General features: G+C 72.4%; 21 protein-coding genes and 1 tRNA gene. 10 read left to right on the top strand and 12 right to left on the bottom strand.

The features are described 5' to 3' along the window. Positions 1-23: 23 nt before the first annotated feature. The 5 genes from ABZ738_RS06325 to ABZ738_RS06305 form a co-directional block, all read right to left on the bottom strand. Positions 24-96: transfer RNA gene (locus ABZ738_RS06325), tRNA-Arg, on the bottom strand. Between the two features lie 171 nt (positions 97-267). Next, entirely contained in the window at positions 268-804 is a 537-nt protein-coding gene (locus ABZ738_RS06320; protein ID WP_217705943.1) for a hypothetical protein, read from the bottom strand. A gap of 103 nt (positions 805-907) precedes the next feature. Beyond that, entirely contained in the window at positions 908-1,486 is a 579-nt protein-coding gene (locus ABZ738_RS06315; protein WP_176092445.1) for a hypothetical protein, read from the bottom strand. Continuing rightward, entirely contained in the window at positions 1,483-2,820 is a 1,338-nt protein-coding gene (locus ABZ738_RS06310; protein WP_176092444.1) for a hypothetical protein, read from the bottom strand. Before ABZ738_RS06310 ends, ABZ738_RS06315 begins: the two co-directional genes overlap by 4 nt. Beyond that, a complete protein-coding gene (locus tag ABZ738_RS06305; protein ID WP_131051353.1) occupies positions 2,817-3,584 on the bottom strand; it encodes an ABC transporter ATP-binding protein in 768 nt (255 codons plus the stop codon). Before ABZ738_RS06305 ends, ABZ738_RS06310 begins: the two co-directional genes overlap by 4 nt. A 186-nt stretch (positions 3,585-3,770) precedes the next feature. On the opposite strand from ABZ738_RS06305, the gene ABZ738_RS06300 reads away from it, so the two are divergent. Further along, on the top strand, positions 3,771-4,988 hold the full coding sequence (locus tag ABZ738_RS06300; RefSeq protein ID WP_131051352.1) for a histidine kinase: 1,218 nt from the start codon (positions 3,771-3,773) through the stop codon (positions 4,986-4,988). After that, positions 4,985-5,653, top strand: a complete 669-nt coding sequence (locus ABZ738_RS06295) for a response regulator transcription factor (protein WP_131051351.1) — start codon at positions 4,985-4,987, stop codon at positions 5,651-5,653. The genes ABZ738_RS06300 and ABZ738_RS06295 overlap by 4 nt, the downstream gene beginning before the upstream one ends. A 22-nt stretch (positions 5,654-5,675) precedes the next feature. On the opposite strand, the gene ABZ738_RS06290 is transcribed toward ABZ738_RS06295, so the two are convergent. Further along, positions 5,676-6,242, bottom strand: coding sequence for a TetR/AcrR family transcriptional regulator (locus ABZ738_RS06290; RefSeq protein WP_236145564.1), 567 nt, complete (start codon positions 6,240-6,242; stop codon positions 5,676-5,678). Positions 6,243-6,363: 121 nt separating this feature from the next. On the opposite strand from ABZ738_RS06290, the gene ABZ738_RS06285 reads away from it, so the two are divergent. Further along, positions 6,364-7,386: an aldo/keto reductase gene (locus tag ABZ738_RS06285; RefSeq protein ID WP_131051349.1), complete on the top strand. Its 1,023-nt coding sequence runs from the start codon at positions 6,364-6,366 to the stop codon at positions 7,384-7,386. 46 nt (positions 7,387-7,432) lie between these two features. Here ABZ738_RS06285 and ABZ738_RS06280 read toward each other — a convergent pair whose 3' ends face one another. Further along, positions 7,433-8,083, bottom strand: a complete 651-nt coding sequence (locus ABZ738_RS06280) for a TetR/AcrR family transcriptional regulator (RefSeq protein WP_131051348.1) — start codon at positions 8,081-8,083, stop codon at positions 7,433-7,435. Positions 8,084-8,218: 135 nt separating this feature from the next. Between ABZ738_RS06280 and ABZ738_RS06275 the strand changes: the two genes are divergently transcribed. From ABZ738_RS06275 to ABZ738_RS06260, 4 genes are all read left to right on the top strand, one after another. Then, on the top strand, positions 8,219-8,923 hold the full coding sequence (locus tag ABZ738_RS06275) for a hypothetical protein (RefSeq protein WP_131051347.1): 705 nt from the start codon (positions 8,219-8,221) through the stop codon (positions 8,921-8,923). Positions 8,924-9,127: 204 nt separating this feature from the next. Beyond that, positions 9,128-9,250, top strand: coding sequence for a 50S ribosomal protein L36 (locus tag ABZ738_RS06270; RefSeq protein ID WP_131051346.1), 123 nt, complete (start codon positions 9,128-9,130; stop codon positions 9,248-9,250). 60 nt (positions 9,251-9,310) lie between these two features. Next, on the top strand, positions 9,311-9,547 hold the full coding sequence (locus tag ABZ738_RS06265) for a preprotein translocase YidC (RefSeq protein ID WP_131051345.1): 237 nt from the start codon (positions 9,311-9,313) through the stop codon (positions 9,545-9,547). A gap of 13 nt (positions 9,548-9,560) precedes the next feature. After that, positions 9,561-11,654 (top strand): heavy metal translocating P-type ATPase, encoded by a 2,094-nt coding sequence (locus ABZ738_RS06260; protein ID WP_357211483.1) that lies wholly within the window; start codon positions 9,561-9,563, stop codon positions 11,652-11,654. On the opposite strand, the gene ABZ738_RS06255 is transcribed toward ABZ738_RS06260, so the two are convergent. The 4 genes from ABZ738_RS06255 to ABZ738_RS06240 are packed head-to-tail and all read right to left on the bottom strand — an operon-like array spanning position 11,633 to position 14,711. Next, positions 11,633-12,706, bottom strand: coding sequence for an ABC transporter ATP-binding protein (locus tag ABZ738_RS06255; protein ID WP_131056789.1), 1,074 nt, complete (start codon positions 12,704-12,706; stop codon positions 11,633-11,635). The two genes, ABZ738_RS06260 and ABZ738_RS06255, sit on opposite strands and share 22 nt — an antisense overlap. Then, a complete protein-coding gene (locus ABZ738_RS06250) occupies positions 12,703-13,515 on the bottom strand; it encodes an ABC transporter permease (RefSeq protein WP_236145992.1) in 813 nt (270 codons plus the stop codon). Before ABZ738_RS06250 ends, ABZ738_RS06255 begins: the two co-directional genes overlap by 4 nt. A 3-nt stretch (positions 13,516-13,518) precedes the next feature. After that, complete coding sequence (gene modA, locus ABZ738_RS06245; RefSeq protein WP_357211782.1) at positions 13,519-14,250, bottom strand: molybdate ABC transporter substrate-binding protein; 732 nt, start codon at positions 14,248-14,250, stop codon at positions 13,519-13,521. Between the two features lie 38 nt (positions 14,251-14,288). Further along, a complete protein-coding gene (locus ABZ738_RS06240) occupies positions 14,289-14,711 on the bottom strand; it encodes a TOBE domain-containing protein (protein ID WP_131056780.1) in 423 nt (140 codons plus the stop codon). A gap of 192 nt (positions 14,712-14,903) precedes the next feature. Here ABZ738_RS06240 and ABZ738_RS06235 point away from each other — a divergent pair, with 192 nt between their 5' ends. Genes ABZ738_RS06235 through ABZ738_RS06225 form a run of 3 tightly spaced genes read left to right on the top strand, consistent with a single transcriptional unit; the run spans position 14,904 to position 17,346 of the window. Then, a complete protein-coding gene (locus tag ABZ738_RS06235; protein ID WP_357211478.1) occupies positions 14,904-15,494 on the top strand; it encodes a copper chaperone PCu(A)C in 591 nt (196 codons plus the stop codon). Beyond that, entirely contained in the window at positions 15,491-16,708 is a 1,218-nt protein-coding gene (locus ABZ738_RS06230) for a Dyp-type peroxidase (protein ID WP_176092437.1), read from the top strand. Before ABZ738_RS06235 ends, ABZ738_RS06230 begins: the two co-directional genes overlap by 4 nt. Before the next feature lie 17 nt (positions 16,709-16,725). Next, positions 16,726-17,346, top strand: coding sequence for a copper resistance CopC family protein (locus ABZ738_RS06225; RefSeq protein WP_357211475.1), 621 nt, complete (start codon positions 16,726-16,728; stop codon positions 17,344-17,346). Between the two features lie 7 nt (positions 17,347-17,353). On the opposite strand, the gene ABZ738_RS06220 is transcribed toward ABZ738_RS06225, so the two are convergent. Beyond that, a complete protein-coding gene (locus ABZ738_RS06220) occupies positions 17,354-18,454 on the bottom strand; it encodes an L-dopachrome tautomerase-related protein (protein ID WP_131055990.1) in 1,101 nt (366 codons plus the stop codon). Between the last annotated feature and the right edge of the window lie 130 nt (positions 18,455-18,584).

Genomic DNA, 18,584 nt, shown 5'->3' with positions numbered 1-18,584 from the left:
GGCGTTTGGGCTGATCTTCGAGGTGCCCCCGGCAGGATTCGAACCTGCGACACACGGTTTAGGAAACCGATGCTCTATCCCCTGAGCTACGAGGGCCGGACGATCAACGCCGCTCGGCGGCGGCTGTCAGCGTACCGCAGGAAGCTCCCGGGGTGATCAGCGCTGGCACCGCCACCAGCGGATCACCCACGCCCGCACGTCGCCGGGCGGGTTGGTGCCGGGGGGTCGAGACGGGCCGGAGGGGACCACGACCGCAGGGATGCCTCCTCAGTCGGTGCTGCCTCGATGGTGATAGTCCGCCGGGGGCGGCTGCTGCCGGCTGCGGCGCAGGTCCTGGACGAGCCGTGGTGATCGTCCTCGGGCGACCTGCGACAACCAGGTGCGCAGCGGGTAGCTCAGCCTCACCACGAAGTAGTTCACATACTCGAGCACACCGAACAGCCAGATTCCGACCACCAGGGCGCTCATGGCGAGGGAGTCCGGGAACCATACGAGCACCCCGACCAGACCGCCGGCGAGGATGGCCACATCGACCACGCGAAATACGCGATACACCGCCGCGAGCCCGCGCGGCATGTGGCCCGTCCCGATCCAGCGACGCGCGAGCAGCCAGTACGCCCCGCCCTGAATCAGGATCAGCAGGAGCGGAACGAGCGCGGACCACAGAGCGCGTACATCCGTCGGGTCTGCGAATCGTGGTGTGACCCGCCATGCCACCACGGCGAACACCACGACGGAAACGAGCTCCCCGCTGCCGATACTCACATACCGCTGCCGCATCTTCTTGTGCTGCTGGGAGGACACCGGTCGAGTATGCGCTGCGCCGCGGATCTCCCAGCGAACAGCCCATCGACCGGCGACCCGCCGGACCACGGGCGCCGAGCGACGGACCACGGGCGGAACGGGGTCAGCTGACCGGGCTGATCAGGCGGGGACCACGGATCACGTAGGCGCTCACACCGATCACCGCGAGGACCCCTGCGGTCACCATGGCCGCGACACTGTCCGACGGCTGGCCCGCCCAGGTGAGCAGGTACAGCGCGAACGGCTCCGGGACGGCCGGGATGGCGGCCGACACGCAACCCACGACGACCGGCAGCGTCCAGGCCAGTCGCCGACCGAACACCACCACCGCCAGTGCGGCCAGCCCGGTGAAGCCCGCCGCGTCCCGCAGGACGATGCCGACCGGCGCCGTCGTCACGGCCGTCACCACGGCGGACGCGACCACGAAGATGGCGGCCAGGTGTGCCGCTCGGCGCGGGGCCCAGCGGATCGCGGCGGTCGCGTCCAGGGTGCCGTCCGGCCCGCCGAGGCCGTACCCGAGGACGGCCACACCCAGCGCCAGGGCGAGGGCGGCGGTGGTCACGGCGTGGCTGGGGTGGGTCTGGATGGCGCCGAACCAGGCGAGAAGGGCCATGGCCGGCACCGCGAACAGCAGCCCGCCCGGCACCTCACGGGAGCGCAGGAACAGCAGCGCGGGCGTCATCGGTCGGCGCCGATGCCGAGGGCGGCTGCCTGGTCACCGCAGGTCAGGCCGGCAGCGCGGACGGCGGCGACCCGGCGTAGCTGCTCGTCGGCGGGGAGCGCGGTGAAGGTCTGCCACATCTGCTCCCGCACGGCCTGTTCGTCCCCGAAGAGGCTCTGACCGGGCACCGGGTGAGTGCCGTGCAGCCAGGCCGCCGCCACGGAGCGGGCGCGCAGCACGTCGAGGTACGCGTCGTCGTCGGCGCGGACGCAGAGCGGCGTACCGGCACCGGCCAGGATGCGGGCGGTCAGCTCGGCGGGATCGTCGGTGGCACCGAGGTTGTCGGTGTCCACCCACGCCTCGGAAGCTGGCTGTGGGCGGTCGCGGCCGGGTGCCGCCTCGTGGACCGAGGTCGGCGCGTCCGGCAGCGTGGCCATCATGCGCAGTGCTTCCCGGGCCGGTGCGACGAGAGCGGGCAGCTCCCGGCTGTGGGCGGCGGTGACGCAGACCCGTGGCCCGTCGTCGGTGGTGCAGACCTCGGCGACTGCGGCCGGGTCGACCGGGAACGCCTCCTCCAGCGGGACGGTCAGCATCGGCGCGGCGAGCGCCAGGCCGAGTGCCGGCGGGACGACGGCGAGCAGCCGTACCAGCGGGTTCCTCACGAGGAACAGCACCAGTCCCCCGGCGGCCAACCCACCGAACCACCAGGCCTGGCCCGCGCTCACCGCGCTGGCGACCATCTCGAACTCGGAGATCGTGCTGGTGAAGAAGGGCAGCAGGAGGGCCGCGCCGGGGTCCGTGGCCTCGCTGGGCCGGGTCAGCTCGATCGCCGCGAGAAGTCCGGCGAGACCACCCACACCCAGGACCGCAGGGGTGTACGCGAACGGCAGCAACCGGCCCACGCCGAGGCCGAGCCACCCGGCGGCGACCAGGGCCAGTACGCCGACCAGCGTCACCGCCGGCCAACCGGTGCCCGGGTACCCGGCGGTGGCGGCGACCTTCGGTGCCCCGCCGAGCAGCACGAGCAGGAAACCGGCAGCGAGGCAGGCCGCCGTGACCACGGCGAACGGGCCGGTGCGCCGCCAGCGGGGAGCCGGTGTGGTGCCGAGCAGTTCCTCGATCCGGTGGCGTCGGTCCCGGCCGGCCTGCCAGGCGCCGGCCGCCAGCGCCAGCGGCCAGAGAATCACCAGCATGATGCGCTGGAAGACGGCGAGGAGGTTCCACTGCTGGTCCCAGAGGGCGGTCTGCCCGGTGAACGCGAGCACATAGAGTCCCGCCACGCCGAGCGCGGCGGTCACGGCACCCGCGAGAAGCGCGTCGGAACGGCGTAGCTCGATCCGGAGGATGCGGTTCACGGCGCCACCACCAGTCCGGCGCGGTGCCGCCCGATCAGCGCCGAGTAGCCGCGTTCGATCGGGCTGTCCCCGGCGTCGCCGGGACCGCCGGCCGCCGCGATGTCGTCCGGCGTGCCGTGGAACACGATCCGGCCGGCGTCGGCGAGTACGACGCTGGTGCAGGCGGCGGCCACATCCTCGACGAGGTGGGTCGAGACGACGACGCAGGAGCGTTCGCCGAGGTCACGCAGCAGGGCCCGGAAGTCGAGCCGCTGCTGCGGGTCGAGGCCCACGGTCGGCTCGTCGAGCAGCAGCAGGTCCGGCTCGTTCACGATCGCCTGGGCGATGCCGGCGCGTCGCAGCATGCCACCGGAGAGCGCCTTCATCCGGGAGTCGGCCCGGTCGGTCAGACCGACCCGCTCGATCGCGTGGCGTACGGCACGGCGACGTCGGCCGCCGGGTACGTCCTTGGTCCACGCCATGTACTCGACGAACTCGGACACGGTGAAGCGCGGGTAGTAGCCGAACTCCTGGGGCAGGTAGCCCAGGCCACGCCGCACCGCCCGCAGGTCGGGCCGCGAATCCATCGACTGTCCCCGCAACCGGAGCCGACCCGCGTACGGGGGCAGCACGGTGGCCAGCGCCCGGATCAGGGTGGTCTTGCCGGCGCCGTTCGGGCCGAGCAGCCCGTGGACGCCGGGACCCAGGTCCAGGTCGACGCCGTCGACGGCCACGTACCGGCCGGTTCTCACTCGCAGGCCCTCGGCCTGCACTGTCGTTGCCACGATCTTCTCCGCTCGTCTGTTCGGTGCGGTGTCGATCGTGCGTTGCCGGGGCGGGCGCACACCTCGGCCGTGTTGCCGAGCGATCCGGCGGGGAGTCGGCCGAAAGAACTACGCCGCCTGCACGCCGGTGTCGTACCGTGGCCTTCCGTGTTCGTTATCTTTCCGGGCCCTCGCAGGTCACAGCGGGTGACGGCGGGTCTGCTCGCCGCCGTGGCGGCGGTCCTCGTCGTCCTCGAAGGGCTGGACGGCCCCACCCTGCCCGCCACGCTCGGCCTGATCGTCAGCGGGCTGCTCGCGGTCGCCGTGGTGCTGCTCGCCGAGGCCCGCCCGATCGCCCTCGCCGTGGCGGCGGCGGTCTCTCTCGCGGTCTCGGCCGCCTTCGGGCTCGTGCCGACGCTCCGCCCGGAGCACACCTTCGGCATCGTGGAACTCGCCGTGCTCTCGGTGGCGGTGATCCGCCTGGTCATGCAGCATCCGCTCCGGCGCGCGGCGGGTCCGGCCGCCCTGGCGATCCTCGCGATCGCCGTGCTGCCGACCCGGGTCCTGCTCCATCCGGTCAACGCGGGAACGATGTCGCAGTACGGCGACGTGCTCGTCGTCGCGCTGACCGCCTGGGTGCTGTTCCTGGCGCTGCTCGGCCTCTATCTGCGCCTGCTGGAGCGCCGCCGGGCCGACCTCGACCGGCTGGCCCGGCAGGCGGAGCGCATGGACCACGCCCGCGACCTGCACGACTACGTCGCCCATCACGTGACCGCGATCGTCGCGCAGACGCGTGCCATCCGATTCGTCACGAGTTCCGGTGCCGCGCCGTCGGCCGAGGATCTGGACGAGTTGCTGGCCGGCGTCGAACAAGCCGGCGGGCAGGCCCTCACCTCGATGCGCAAGCTCGTCGGCATCCTGCGCGACGAGACACCCGCCACCGCGACCGCGCATGCCGGTCTGGACGAGATGCTCACCGAGGTCGTCGGCACCCTGACGCCTGGACATCCCCCGCCGACGGTCTCGGTCGACGAGGCGCTGTCCGACCGGCCGTGGCCCCCGGCCAGCCTCGACGCGGCGCACCATACCGTCCTGGAGGCCCTGACGAACGTGTTGCGCCACACCAGCGGAACGACCCGGATCGACATCCGGGTCCGGGTCCACCCCGATCGACCCGATCACGCCGAGGTGATGGTCGAGAACGACGGCCGTCCGACCGTGTCGCCGCTACCGGCTGGCGGCTTCGGCCTGACCGGCCTCGGCGAGCGGGTACGCGCCGCAGGCGGTGACCTCTCGGCCGGGTCGGTCGAGTCAGGTTGGCGGGTCACCGCCGTCCTGCCGATCACCGACCGCCCTGCGACGGGTCGATGGCGATCGGAGCTGCGCCGGGCAGCATCCGGAACAGCCGTGAAGGAGCTCAGATGACGATCCGACTTCTGCTCGCCGACGACCAGGACATGATCCGTACGGCGTTCCGCATGATCCTCACCACCCAGCCGGACATCGAGGTGGTGGCCGAGGCGGCGGACGGCGAGGCCGCCGTGGACCAGGCCCGCCGGCTCCGCCCCGACGTGTGCCTGCTCGACATCCGAATGCCGAAGCTCGACGGCCTCGAAGCGACCCGGCTGCTGGCCGGTCCGGGTGTCCGGAACCCGCTGAACGTCCTCATCGTGACCACCTTCGACCTAGACGAGTACGTGTACCGGGCGCTCCGCAACGGCGCCTGCGGGTTCCTGCTCAAGGACACGTCACCCAACCTGCTGGTGGAGGCGGTACGCGCCGCCGCCGCCGGGACCTCGCTGATCTCCCCGGCGGTGACCGTACGTCTGCTGTCGCACCTGGCACCGCGCCGAGGGGACGAACCCGAGACGCCGGAGGCGCCCCCCACCGAGCCGCTCACCGAACGCGAACTCGCCGTGGTCCGGCTCGTGGCGCACGGGAACACCAACGACGAGATCGCCGGACGGCTCTTCGTGACGCTGTCGACGGTCAAGACGCACCTGGCCAACGTGCAGCGCAAGCTCGCCGTTCGCAACCGCGTCGAGATCGCCGCCTGGGCATGGCGCAACGACGTCTGCTCCCCGCTCTGACGAAGGCCCTTTCCCCGTGGTCTCAGCGCTGCACGTCACCGGACCGTAGGCCGTTGACCAGGAGCGCGACCATGCGACGCGCGTAGTCGGGCTCCTCGTCCGGCATCGGCGCGCACAGCTTCGCGACCGCATAGATCAGGTCCTGCGGGCTGACCTCGGCCCGGATCTCGCCGGCCGCCGTCGCGCTGTCGAGCAGGGATTCGAGGGGCAGGCCCAGCTTCTCCATCAGATAGCCGGAGAGGCCGTCGTACGCCGGATTGCCGGAGTGCAACGCCGCGGCGAAGCCTCGTTTGGTCGCGACGAGCGCGGCGAGGCGGTCGAGCCACCCGGCGAGGGCGGCCAGCGGCTCGTGTGCGGCGGCCAGCGCCGGGCCCGCGTCGGCGCAGGCGTCGATCTCCCGCTCGATCACCGCTTTGATCAGGTCGGAGCGCTGGGGAAAGTGCCGGTAGAGCGTGCCGACCCCGACGCCGGCCAGATCGGTGATCTCCTTCGCGGGCGCGTCCACGCCGGCGGTGCCGAAGACCGTCTTCGCCGCGTCGAGCAGCGCGTCGACGTTGCGCTGCGCGTCGGTGCGCTTCCGGCGCGGCACCCGCCCGACCGCCTGTGGACCAGCCTCCGACACATCAACCCCCTTGCTGTTCCGGAAAGCTGTTCCGTATAGTTCCGGAAAACCATTCCGCTTTACCTGACAATACCGCGAGGAGACGATCATGCACTACCGCTCCCTGGGCCGGACCGGCATCAAGGTCAGTCCGTACGCGCTCGGCGCGCTGATGTTCGCCACCCAGGTCGGCAACCCCGACCCGCAGGACTCGGTCCGGGTGATCCACAAGGCACTCGACGCCGGCGTCAACCTCATCGACACCTCCGACGCGTACGGCGACTCGGAGGAGGTCGTCGGCCGGGCGCTCGTGGGGCGGCGGGACACCGTCGTCCTGGCCACCAAGTTCAGTCGGCCGACGGGCACCGACCCCAACCAGCAGGGCACGTCCCGACGCTGGATCATGACCGCGATCGAGGACTCCCTGCGCCGCCTGCGCACCGACCACATCGACCTGTACCAGGTGCACCGGCTGGACCCGGACACCGACATCGAGGAGACGCTCTCCGCGCTCACCGACCTGATCCGCGCCGGAAAGGTGCGGGCGATCGGATCGTCCAACACCCCGGCCGGTGACATCGTCGAGGCGCAGACGATCGCCGAACGACGCGGACTGGCACGGTTCCGCACCGAGCAGTCGCCGTACTCGATCCTCAACCGTGGCATCGAGAACGAGGTGCTGCCGACCGCCCAGCGCTACGGGATGGGCACGTTGGTCTGGGGCCCGCTCGGCCAGGGGATGCTCACCGGCCGGGTACGCAAGGGCGAGCAGAACGACCTGCGGCGGGCCCACCTCTTCCGCCACCTCACCGACGTACGCCGGATCGACGTCGTCGAACGGCTCGTCCCGCTCGCCGAGGAGGTCGGCGTGCCGCTGACCCACCTCGCCATGGCCTTCGCCATCGCGCACCCGGGCGTGACCAGCGCGCTGCTGGGTGCCCGCACCCTGGACCAGCTCGACGGCCTGCTCGACGGCGTCGACGTCGCGCTCTCCGACGACGTCCTCGACCGGATCGACGAGATCGTCCCGCCCGGCACCGACGTCACCCGACTCGACCAGGCATACGTGCCGCCGGCCCTGATCGAACCCGCCCTACGCCGCCGCCCGGTCGACGAGCGCCGCGCCGCGTGAGCCGGGCAGGGCGCGCGTCGCGCGAGCCGGGGAGGGCGGACGGAGATCAACGCGCGCCGTAGGCGCGGATGAAGGCGCGTACGCCGTCGATCATGGTCTTTCTGACCCGGTCGGGATCGACGCGGGCCGGGTCGGGCTGCTGGTTGTAGGCCAACAGGACGGTCAGCGCGAAGAGGTGCTCGGTGGCCAGACGCGGGTCGTCGGTCTCCAGCAGGCCGGCCTCGGCGAAGCCGGCGACGTACTCCGCCATCAACTCCTCGGCCATGTCGGTCGACACGTCGTCGCTGGCGGTGGGGGTACGCAGGCGCTCCTGGGCGGCGAGGGCGAAGGCGGCGGCGTAGTCGGCGGACCCGACCATCGTCGTGCCGAAGTCGACGAGCAGTGCGGTCAGGGCCTCTTCGAGTCGGGCGACCGTGGTGATCGGCACCTCGGCGGCGAGGTGCTCGTCGAAGGCGTGATGGGCGGAGGCCAGCAGCGAGTCGGAGGCGTCCGCGAGGATGGCCAGGAAGAGACGCCGCTTGTCGCCGAAGTAGTCGTAGACGGTGGCCTTGGAGACCTTTGCCTCGGCCGCGACGGCGTCCATGCTCACCCGGTCGACGCCCTGCCGGACGAACAGCTCGCGCGCCGCCGCGAGGACCGCCTTCCGTTTGGCCGCCGCCCTCTCCCGCACCGGCTTCTCGGCCTGACCTGCGTCCACTGACCTCGCTCCTCGTCATCGTTGTGTCCACCCAAGTGAACTATACCGTTCAGTCTTGCCCTACTGAACTGAACCGTTTAGTTTTTGTCGAGCGTCGGTCCGACGCCACCACTCGACAGAGAGCACGAGAGAGCCATGCCCACAGCACCAGCCGTCCTGGGAGCCATCGCCGAAGCGCTGCTCGGGCGTACCGGCCGCGTCGAAGGCGTCACCGAGCCCTTTCCCGGCTTTCTCGACGTGCGCCTGCGTGCCGACCCACCACCTGGTGGCTGGCACCCCACCCAGGAACTCCAGTTCCGCGTCACCCCCACGCGCAGCCGCCGGTACAACATCCGCACCGTCGACCCGGACCATGCCGACCGCATCGGTCTCCTCGTCGCCACCCGCGCCAACGGACCGGGCACCACCTGGGCGAAGAATCTCCGCGCAGGCGCCGAGACCACGATCCTGGCGGGCCGGCACATACCCTTGCGGCTGCCCGGCACCCGGCGGCTCCACCTCGGTGACAGCTCCGCCCTCGGCACGATCGACGCCCACACCCACGACCGCACCGGCCACCTCGTGGCCGTCGAGGTCCCGCCGGCCGCCGTCGCGGCACTCGCACAGCGATGGCCCCACCACCACTTCGTCCCCGCCGGCCCGCTGCCGGGCGACGCGATGGAGCACTGGCTGGAGAGGGCGATCGACGCCGGCACTCTCGACGGCATCGACGGCGCCCTGCTGCTCGGCCATGCGCAGTCCCTGCAACGGCACCGCACACACCTGCTTCGGCGCCAGGTACTGACGCGGAGGGCCATCGTCACGAAGCCGTACTGGGCGACCGGCAAAGAAGGTCTGTGACCCGATCACCCTGGCCGACGATCGCGCGGCCCGCGCCGAAAGCGGCCAGGGCCGCCGCGAGACGGACCCCGGCCGCATCGAATCCTGCGGCCGGTCGCGGCCCCGCCGGGCCCGCATACCGCGTGTGGTGTCCGCAGGTACGGGTAGACGGGTCGCACGGCACGCGGCACCGCGTGCGGTCACCCGCTGGGGACGGGAGGGGCGATGAAGGTCAGGAGTTCGTTGCGGTCGTTGACGCGGAAGATGAACTCGATCGTGGTCCGCCGTCGGGGCAAGGTCGTCGTGGTCAACAAGAAGGACCCGCGCCAGAAGGCCCGACAGGGCTGACATTCCCCGCCACCGGAAAAGCGACGTCGCGGTGCAGACACCGCACGACAGGAGGCGACCGTGAGCTTCAGAGCGCGGGACGGCGAGCAGCCGGTCGATCCGGACCACGCCGAGGACGAAGCCGGTCAGGTGCCACTGGTCCAGGTCGAAGCGGATACCGAGGTGCCCGCGCCGGCCGACACCGACGTACGGCCGGACCTGGTCACCGAAGACAACGGGTCGGGGATGACGGGCGGTTCCTCGGGCAGCAGTGGCGGCGGTTCCAGCATGCCGGGGCACCCCGACGCCTCCCGCTGACGCGAGCCGTCGGATGCCTCAGCACGGCCGTCACCACGACGGCGGGCACGACAAACACGCCGGGCACGATCCGCACGCCGGGCACGATCCGGAGGCGTTCCGCCGGAAGTTCTGGCTGAGCCTGGCCCTGACCGTGCCCGTCGTGTTCACCAGCCCCATGGTGATGGACTGGTTCGGCTACCGGCTGGACTTCCCCGGCGTCGACCTGGTGGGACCGGTCCTCGGCACGGTGGTCTTCGGCTACGGCGGCTGGCCCTTCCTCCAGGGCGCGGTCCGCGAGGTCCGTGACCGCGCCCCCGGAATGATGCTGCTGATCGCCATGGCGATCACGGTCGCGTACGTGGCGTCGCTGGCCACCGCGTTCGGCGCGTTCGACCTGGACTTCTGGTGGGAACTGGCCGCGCTGGTCACCATCATGCTGCTCGGGCACTGGCAGGAGATGAAGGCGATCGGCCAGGCCCGTGGCGCCCTGTCGGCGCTTGCCGCGTTGCTGCCCGACGACGCGGAACGCCTCGACCCGCACGGCCGACCGCAGGCGGTCTCCGTGGCCGACCTGCGCGTCGGTGATCTGGTCCTGGTCCGGCCGGGCGGTCGGGTGCCGGCGGACGGGCAGGTCGTCGACGGCGCGGCCGAGATGGACGAGTCCATGATCACCGGGGAGTCCCGGCCGGTGTCCCGCTCGTCCGGCGACCGGGTGGTGGCGGGCACGGTTGCCACCGACGCGGCCCTGCGGGTACGGGTCGACGCGGTCGGCGACGACACCGCACTGGCCGGCATCCAACGACTGGTGGCGCAGGCCCAGCAGTCCGGCGGACGGGCGCAGGTGCTGGCGGACCGCTTCGCCGCCTGGCTGTTCTTCGTCGCCACCGCCACCGCCCTGGTCACCCTGCTGGTGTGGACGGTGCTCGGCAACCTGGACCAGGCGGTCGTGCGTACGGTGACGGTGCTGGTCATCGCCTGCCCGCACGCGCTCGGCCTGGCCATCCCGCTGGTGGTCGCCCTCTCCACGGCGGTCGCCGCGAAGGGTGGCATCCTGGTCAAGGACCGGTTGGCGCTGGAGCGGATGCGCACGGTGGACACCGTGCTGTTCGACAAGACCGGCACGCTGACCCGGGGCGAACACGTGGTCACCGACGTCGCCGTCACGAGCGGGTACCCCGCAGCGGACGGGGCCGGTGACGGCGCGCGGGACGTACTCGCCATCGCGGCGGCGGTGGAGGCGGACAGTGAGCATCCCCTGGCCCGGGCCATCGTGGCCGCCGCCGACCGGCAGGCGGACCGGCGGACGGCGACCGGATTCCGGTCGCTGCCCGGCCGGGGCGTCCGCGCCGAGGTGGACGGCGTCGCCTACGCGGTCGGCGGACCGGCGCTGCTGCGGGAGTTCGGCGTGAGCGTGCCCGAGAACCTCGCCCGACGGCAGCGGGAGTGGTCCGAGCGCGGCGCGGCGGTGCTGCACCTCCTGCGGGTGCAGGACGACGGGGAACGGGTGGTGGGTGCGCTCGCCCTGGAGGACGAGGTACGCCCGGAGGCTCGGCAGGCTGTCGCCGACCTGCGCGCTGAGGGCATCCGCAAGATCGTGATGATCACCGGTGATGCCCGTCCGGTGGCCGAGGCGGTCGCTGCCGATCTCGGGTTCCGCCCCGGAGAGGACGAGGTCTTCGCCGAGGTGCTGCCGGCGGAGAAGGACGACACGGTGGCGGACCTGCACCGGCGCGGGCTGCGGGTGGCGATGGTCGGTGACGGGGTGAACGACGCTCCGGCGCTGGCCCGCGCCACCGTGGGCATCGCGATCGGCGCGGGTACCGACGTGGCGATCGAGTCCGCCGGGGTGGTGCTCGCCTCCTCCGACCCGCGCGGCGTGACCGGGGTGATCCGGCTGTCCCGCGCCGCGTACCGGAAGATGGTCCAGAACCTGGTCTGGGCCGCCGGTTACAACGTGGTCGCGCTGCCGCTGGCCGCCGGGGTGCTGGCCGGGGTCGGAGTGGCGCTGAGCCCGGCGGTCGCGGCGGTGCTGATGTCCGCCTCGACCATCGTGGTCGCCCTCAACGCCCAACTGCTGCGCCGGGTCCGGCTCCGGCCGCAGGATCAGACCGGCCCGGCCGGGTAGGCGCGGGTCTCGGCGGCCTTGACCGCAGCCCAGACCGGTTGGCCCGGGGTGAGCGCGAGTTGCGCGGCGGCGGCCGGCGTGACGTCGGCCGCGACCTCGATCGGGCCGCTGAGCTGGATACGCAGGTTGTCGCCGTGCCGCTGGACGCCGGTGATGGTGGCCGGCCAGGTGTTGCGCGGGCTGCCGTCGGGCTGCCGGGGGTGCAGCGCCACCGCGGACGGCGGGAACGCCACGAACACGTCGCCGTCCTGCGGGTCCCCGGCGGTCAGCCGGAACCCGTCGGCGAGCCGGACCTGATGCCCGTTGGCCTGCCCCCGATACAGGTTGAGGCCGACCAGGCGGGCCACGTAGTCGGTGCGCGGCCGCGCGGTGATGGTGGCCGCGCTGCCCTCCTGTACGACCTCGCCCTGCTCGACGATGACCAGCCGGTCGGCGAGCACCAGCGCGTCGAGCGGGTCGTGCGTCACCAGCAGGGTGGCACCGGTGTGCGCGGCGAGGTGCCGCTGCAACTGGGCCCGGGTGTCGAGCCGGGTCCCGGCGTCGAGCGCGGCCAGCGGCTCGTCGAGCAGCAGCAGCGCCGGTTCCACCGCCAGCGCCCGGGCGAGGGCGACCCGCTGGGCCTGCCCGCCGGAGAGCTGCCGGGGCTTGTGCCCGGCGTGTGCGGTCAACCCCATCCGGGCCAGCCAGTCGGCGGCCCGGCTGCGGGCCTCCCGACGGTTGAGGCCCTGCCGACGCGGGCCGAACGCGACGTTGTCGACGGCGCTGAGGTGCGGAAAGAGCAGGTAGTCCTGGAAGACCACGCCGATGGAGCGGCGCTCGGGCGGGGTCCAGATCCGCCGCTCGGGATGGTCGAGGTCGCGGCCGTCCAGGGTGAGATGCCCGGCCGAGAGCGGAAGCAGCCCGGCGAGCGTACGCAGGGCCGTGGTCTTGCCGGCCCCGTTGGGCCCGAGCAGCGCGACCACCTCGCCGGGGCCGATGGTCAGCGGCAGGTCCAGCCGGAAGTCGCCGCGCGCCACCGTCAGGTGGGCGTCGAGCAGCGGCGAGGCGGTCATGGCGAGCTGATCCACCGGTCGCGGAGACAGGCCAGGATCACCACGGAGACGGTGAGCAGGATGAGACTGAGCACGATCGCGGCCTCCAGGTCGGTCTCCAGCGCCAGATAGACGGCCAACGGCATGGTCTGCGTCCGGCCGGGATAGTTGCCGGCGAACGTGATGGTGGCCCCGAACTCGCCGAGCGCGCGGGCCCAGCAGAGCACCGCCCCCGCCGCGATACCGGGTGCCACCAGCGGCAGTGTGACGTGGGTGAAGGTGGTCCACCGGCCCGCGCCGAGGGTCGCGGCGGCCTCCTCGTACCGGGTGTCCGCGCCCCGCAACGCCCCCTCCACCGCGATGATCAGGAAGGGCATGGCCACGAACGCCTCGGCGAGCACCACCGCCGTGGTGGTGAACGGCACCGTGATGCCGAACGTGCTGTCCAACCAGGAACCGACCAGCCCGCGCCGGCCGAACACCAGCAGCAGCGCCACGCCGCCGACCACCGGAGGCAGCACCAGCGGCACCGTGATGAGGGCGCGCACCACCCGGCGGCCGGGGAACGACACCCGGGCCAGCAACCAGGCCAGCGGGATGCCGAGGACCAGGCAGAGCAGGGTGGCCAGCGAGGCGGTCTGCACCGACAGCCGCAACGCGGTCAGCACGCCCGGTTCGGTGAGCCGCTGCGGCAGCGTGCTCCACGGTGTCCGGACCAGCAGCCCGACCAACGGCAGCACCAGGAAGACCATCCCGAGCGTCGCGGGCACCAGCAGGGCGATCGGTATCCGCCCGGTGCGGCGGGTACGGGTGGGCACGGCGCGGGTCACGGGCTACGGCGCCTGGAATCCGGCCTCGGTGAGCACGGCCTGCCCGGTGTCGGAGCGGACGTACTCCACGAAGGCCCGCGCGGTCGTCGTGTTCCGCGCCTCCTTGAGCACCAGGATCGGATAGCCGTTGATCGCCTCCGCCGACTCGGGGAACTCCACGCCGTCCACGTCTGCGGCAGCGGCCCGCGCGTCGGTCCGATAGACCAGCGCGGCGTCCACCTCGCCCAGGCGCACCTTGGAGAGCGCGGCCTTCACGTCCTGCTCCAGGGTGACCGGGGTGAGCGCCACCCCGGCCGCGTCCAGCACCATCCGTGCCGCCGCCCCGCACGGCACCTGCTCGGCGCAGAGGGCCACCTTCGCGCCGGGCCTGGTCAGGTCACTCAGCCCGGTCACCCGGTCGGGGTTGCCCTCGGGTACGGCGATGACGAGCTGATTGCGTACGAAGGTGACCGGCTCGCCGTCGCCGTTGCCCGCCTCGGTGACGGTGGCCATCGGGGCGGGGGCGGCGGAGGCGAACACGTCGGCGGGTGCGCCCTGGTTGATCTGGGTGGCCAGCGCGGAGCTGCCGGCGAAACTGAACGTCACCTTCACGCCCTGGTGGGCCGCTTCGAAGTCCCGCCCGATCCGGGTGAACGACTCGGTCAGTGACGCGGCGGCGAAGACGGTCAGCTCACCGCCGATCCCGGTGCCGTCGGTCGTCGGGTCGGCGGGGTCCTCGGCGCATCCGCCGAGCAGTGCGAGTGCGGTGACGGCGGCCAGCAGACGTACTGCTCTCACGCGTGGGCCCTTCCTCTGCTGCCGGTCACGGCAGGCTTCTCCACCACGACGGTGGTCGACTTGATCACTGCTTCCGCCACCGAGCCGACCTCCAGGCCGAGGTGGTCGACCGCTTCCCGGCTCATCAGCGAGACCAGCCGGAACGGCCCGGCCTGGATGTCGACCTGGGCCATCACCGCGTCCTTGACCACAGCGGTGACGATGCCGCGCAGCCGGTTCCGCGCCGAGGACTCGTCGGTCCGCCCGCCGGGCTCGGCGGCCTGGGCTCGGACGAACGCGGCCAGCTCGACGCCGTCGATCACCCGGTGGCCGTGCTCGTCACGGTCGGCGGTGAGCCGACCGGCGTCCACCCACCGACGCATGGTGTCGACGCTGACCCCGAGCAACTCGGCCGCCTCACCCATCCGGAACATCGTCACGGACGGATCGTAACGGCCGCAGGTGCGGCTCGACAGGCCCGATCACGGTCGCATTCACGATGACCTTTGCCCGATACCGGCCGAACCTGCCGCGCCCGGGGAACGACCGTGATCCGGGTTACCTGGCGGCCCGGAACTTCCGACCCGTCGGGGCCGACCAAACTCACGAGATCGCTCATCGAGGGGAAGCCCATGTCCAGCACCGCCTCCCGCCGGCTCGTCCGCCCGGCACTCCTGCTCACCGGCGTCGTCCTGGCCGCCGCCGTCGCGGGCTGCGGCTCGTCCGACGACACCTCCACCGCCGCCCCCGGCCCGTCGGCCACCCCGGCCGCCGCCGCATCGAGCGAGGCCGCCGGCGTGCTGGGCGTACGCGACCCGTGGGTCAAGGCCGCCGACGACGGCATGACCGCCGCGTTCGCCACACTGGTCAACGACGGCACCACCGACGTCACCCTGACCGGCGCCAGCACCGAGGTCTCCCCGATGGAGGTGCACGAGATGGCCATGCGGGACGGCAAGATGGTCATGCAGGCCAAGGAGGGCGGCGTGGTGATCAAGGCCGGTGGCGAGCACAAACTGGAGCCCGGCGGCGACCACCTGATGCTGATGAACCTCGCCACGCCGGTCAAGGCCGGTGACGAGCTGACCATCACGCTCACCTTCGCCGACGGCCGGACCCAGTCGTTCACCGCCGTCGCCAAGCCGTTCACCGGCGCGCAGGAGAGCTACGCCCCGGGCCACGGCGAACCGATGCCGCACACCAGCCCCAGCCCCGCGTCGTGACCCCGACCCGTCGGCCGGTGAGCCGACGCGGCCTGCTCACCGGCGGCGCCCTGGCCGCCGGGGGCACGCTGGCCGGCGCCGCTGCGGTCGCCGCCGGCCGCAACGACCCGCCACCGGTACGCCCCGAGCCGGTCGCGGTCACCGTCGGCGCGGCGGTCGAGCCGTTCCACGGCGTACACCAGTCCGGGATCACCACCGAGCCCCAGGCGCACGCGGCGTTCGTCGCCTTCACCCTGCGCCCCGGCACCGACCGGGCCGCCCTCGGCCGGATGCTACGGCTGCTCTCCGACGACGCCGCCCGGCTCACCCAGGGCCGCCCGGCGCTGGCCGACACCGAGCCCGAACTCGGGATGCTTCCCGCCCGGCTCACCGTGACCTTCGGCTTCGGCCCGGGTCTCTTCACCGCCGCCGGCCTCGACGACCGCCGCCCGCCCTCGGTCGCCGACCTGCCCGCGTTCCGCATCGACCGGCTGCAACCGCGCTGGTCCGGCGGGGACCTGCTGGTGCAGGTCTGCGCCGACGACCCGATCACCGTCGCGCACGCCCAGCGGGTGCTGGTCAAGGACAGCCGCCCGTTCGCCACCGTCCGCTGGGTCCAGCAGGGTTTCCGGCGGGCCGCCGGTGCCGAGCCGGGCCGGACCCAACGCAACCTGTTCGGTCAGCTCGACGGCACCGCCAACCCGAAGCCGGGCGCGCCGGTGGAGACTGCGGTCTGGGTGCCGGACGGCCCGGACTGGCTGCGGCACGGCACCACGCTCGTGGTGCGGCGCATCAGGATGGACCTGGAGACCTGGGACCTGCTCGGCCGCGTCGACCGGGAAATGGCCGTCGGCCGGCGACTGAACGACGGTGCCCCGCTGACCGGCGCGGACGAGCACGACGAGCCGGACTTCGCCGCCCTCGGCCCGGACGGGCTGACCGTGATGCCGGACTTCTCCCACGTCACCCGCGCACACGTCACCGACGACCGGTTCCGGATCCTCCGCCGCCCCTACAACTACGATGGAACACCGGCCGCCGACGGCACCGCCGACAGCGGACTGATCTTCGCCTCCTACCAGGCCGACATCGACCGCCAGTTCCTGCCCATCCAGCGGCGGCTCGCCGAGCGGGACCTGCTCAACGAGTGGGTCACCCCGATCGGTTCCGCCGTCTTCGCCGTCCCGCCGGGGTGCCCGGAGGACGGCTGGATCGGCCGGCAACTGCTCGACTGACGAGGAGAATCACCCGCATGTCCACCCGCCTCCGCCACCGGGTCACCGCCGCGCTGGCCGCCTCGCTGCTGGCCGCCACGGCGCTGCTGGCCACGCCCGCCTCCCCCGCGTATGCGCACAACGTGCTGACCAAGGCCACCCCGGCGCAGGACGCCGAGGTCAAGAAGGCGCCGACCAAGGTCACCCTGCAGTTCCTCCAGCGGCTGAACCCGGACTACACCACGATCACGCTCAGTGACGCGGACAAGGAGAAGGTGGCCACCGGCGAGCCGGAGGTGGACGGCACCAAGGGCACGGTCACCATCGACGAGCCGCTGGTCAACGGCGTCTACACGGTGGCGTACCGGATCGTCTCCGCCGACGGGCACCCGGTGCAGGGGTCGTACACGTTCACCGTGGCCGACCCGACCGCCACCGCCGAGCCGACCCCCAGCCCGACCCCGAGCCCCACGCCCAGCGCGGAGCCGACCGAGACCACCCCCTCGGCCGAGCCGACCGTCTCCACCAGTCCCGCCGCGAGCGGCGCCGACGACGACTCGACCCCGGTGGGGCTGTTGGTCGGCGCCGGGGTGCTGGTCATCCTGGCGGTCGGAGCGGCGGTGTTCCTGCTGCGCCGTCGCCGCCCCGCCGGGCAGTGAGCCCGGCTTAGCGCAGCAGCACCGGCCCGGCGTCGATCCGGGTCCGGAACAACGCGTACGGCTTGCGGCGCAGATCCTCGCCCCGGTGGTACACGGCCTGCCGGTGGAGTTGGTTGGCGGTCACGTAGAGATACCCGTCGACGGCCACCGACATGCTGTCCGGCCAGAGCAGGCGGGGATCGTGCACCACCGTCTCGTAGTCGCCGTCCCTGCGGCGGCGGAGCACCGCGTTGTGCTCGTACGACGTCAGGTAGATCCGCCCGGCGTCGTCGCTCTCCAGGCCGTCCGACCCGGTGCCCTTGTCGCCCTCGTGCCGGACGGTGGCGGCCACCTCGTCCTCGCCGAGCGAGACGTCCACCAGGGCGTCGGTGGACACGCTGTACCACTGGCGTGAGGCGAGCGCGCAGAAGTGGAGTCGGGTCCCGTCGGCGGAGATGGCGATGCCGTCCGAGCCGACGGTGACCGGTTTCGGTGGCCCCTGCGCCGGCCGCTCCAGGAACGGGCGGCCCTCCACCACCGGCCGGAAGCGGGACAGCGGCTCCGGTTTGGTGGACGGGTGCTCGTGCAGCCGCCGCCACGAGGCGCCGGTGTCGAGGTCCACGACGATGATCCCGTTCGCCCCGGCGACCGCCGAGTCGGTGACGTACGCGATCCCGGCGGCCCCGCGCCGCAGGTCGAACCGTACGTCGTTGAGGTAGGTGGTGGGCAGCGCCACGTCCGGCGGGAAAGTGATCACCTGGGCGACGGTGTCGGTGGTCAGGTCGACGCGGACGAGTTTGGGGCCGCCGGGCCGGGTGGGCTGGAACATCGGGCTGCCGGTGTCGAGCACCCAGAGCCGGTCGGCCGGGTCGACCACGATGCTCTGCACCGAGACGAACGCCCCCACGTCGTCGTCGCCGCCCGGCTGGTTCCACTCCGGATCCGGGTACGGCACCTCGGCACCGTCGCGCAGCTCGACCACCGTGGCGGGGACCTCGTCGCCCCAACGGGGGAAGGTGACGAAGATCCGGCCGGTGTGCGAGACGCTCACCCCGGTCGGCATCGGCCCGGTGAAGGTGTGGACGAGTTCCAGTTCGCCGACGGGCTCGCCCGGCACCGGTTGACTCATGCCCCGCTCCTGACTGTCGGTGCCGCTTCCCGTTCCCACCGCCGTGGGCGACAAACGCCGCGTCAGACAAACGGACTTATAGCCCATTAGGGTTTTTAGTCCTTAGATCGGCAGCCGAGCCGGGCACCGG

The organism is Micromonospora sp. NPDC047793 (genome assembly GCF_040642635.1).
Lineage (GTDB): Bacteria > Actinomycetota > Actinomycetes > Mycobacteriales > Micromonosporaceae > Micromonospora.
The sequence above is the reverse complement of the archived record's forward strand: the minus strand, read 5'-3'. Positions and strand labels throughout refer to the sequence as shown.

Bases quoted from the DNA above. Each gene is read 5' to 3' on its own strand.
- ABZ738_RS06315 (WP_176092445.1), bottom strand. From the start codon at position 1,486: ATGACGCCCGCGCTGCTGTTCCTGCGCTCCCGTGAGGTGCCGGGCGGG.
- ABZ738_RS06295 (WP_131051351.1), top strand. From the start codon at position 4,985: ATGACGATCCGACTTCTGCTCGCCGACGACCAGGACATGATCCGTACG.
- ABZ738_RS06285 (WP_131051349.1), top strand. From the start codon at position 6,364: ATGCACTACCGCTCCCTGGGCCGGACCGGCATCAAGGTCAGTCCGTAC.
- ABZ738_RS06275 (WP_131051347.1), top strand. From the start codon at position 8,219: ATGCCCACAGCACCAGCCGTCCTGGGAGCCATCGCCGAAGCGCTGCTC.
- ABZ738_RS06270 (WP_131051346.1), top strand. From the start codon at position 9,128: ATGAAGGTCAGGAGTTCGTTGCGGTCGTTGACGCGGAAGATGAACTCG.
- ABZ738_RS06260 (WP_357211483.1), top strand. From the start codon at position 9,561: ATGCCTCAGCACGGCCGTCACCACGACGGCGGGCACGACAAACACGCC.
- ABZ738_RS06255 (WP_131056789.1), bottom strand. From the start codon at position 12,706: ATGACCGCCTCGCCGCTGCTCGACGCCCACCTGACGGTGGCGCGCGGC.
- ABZ738_RS06235 (WP_357211478.1), top strand. From the start codon at position 14,904: ATGTCCAGCACCGCCTCCCGCCGGCTCGTCCGCCCGGCACTCCTGCTC.
- ABZ738_RS06225 (WP_357211475.1), top strand. From the start codon at position 16,726: ATGTCCACCCGCCTCCGCCACCGGGTCACCGCCGCGCTGGCCGCCTCG.
- ABZ738_RS06220 (WP_131055990.1), bottom strand. From the start codon at position 18,454: ATGAGTCAACCGGTGCCGGGCGAGCCCGTCGGCGAACTGGAACTCGTC.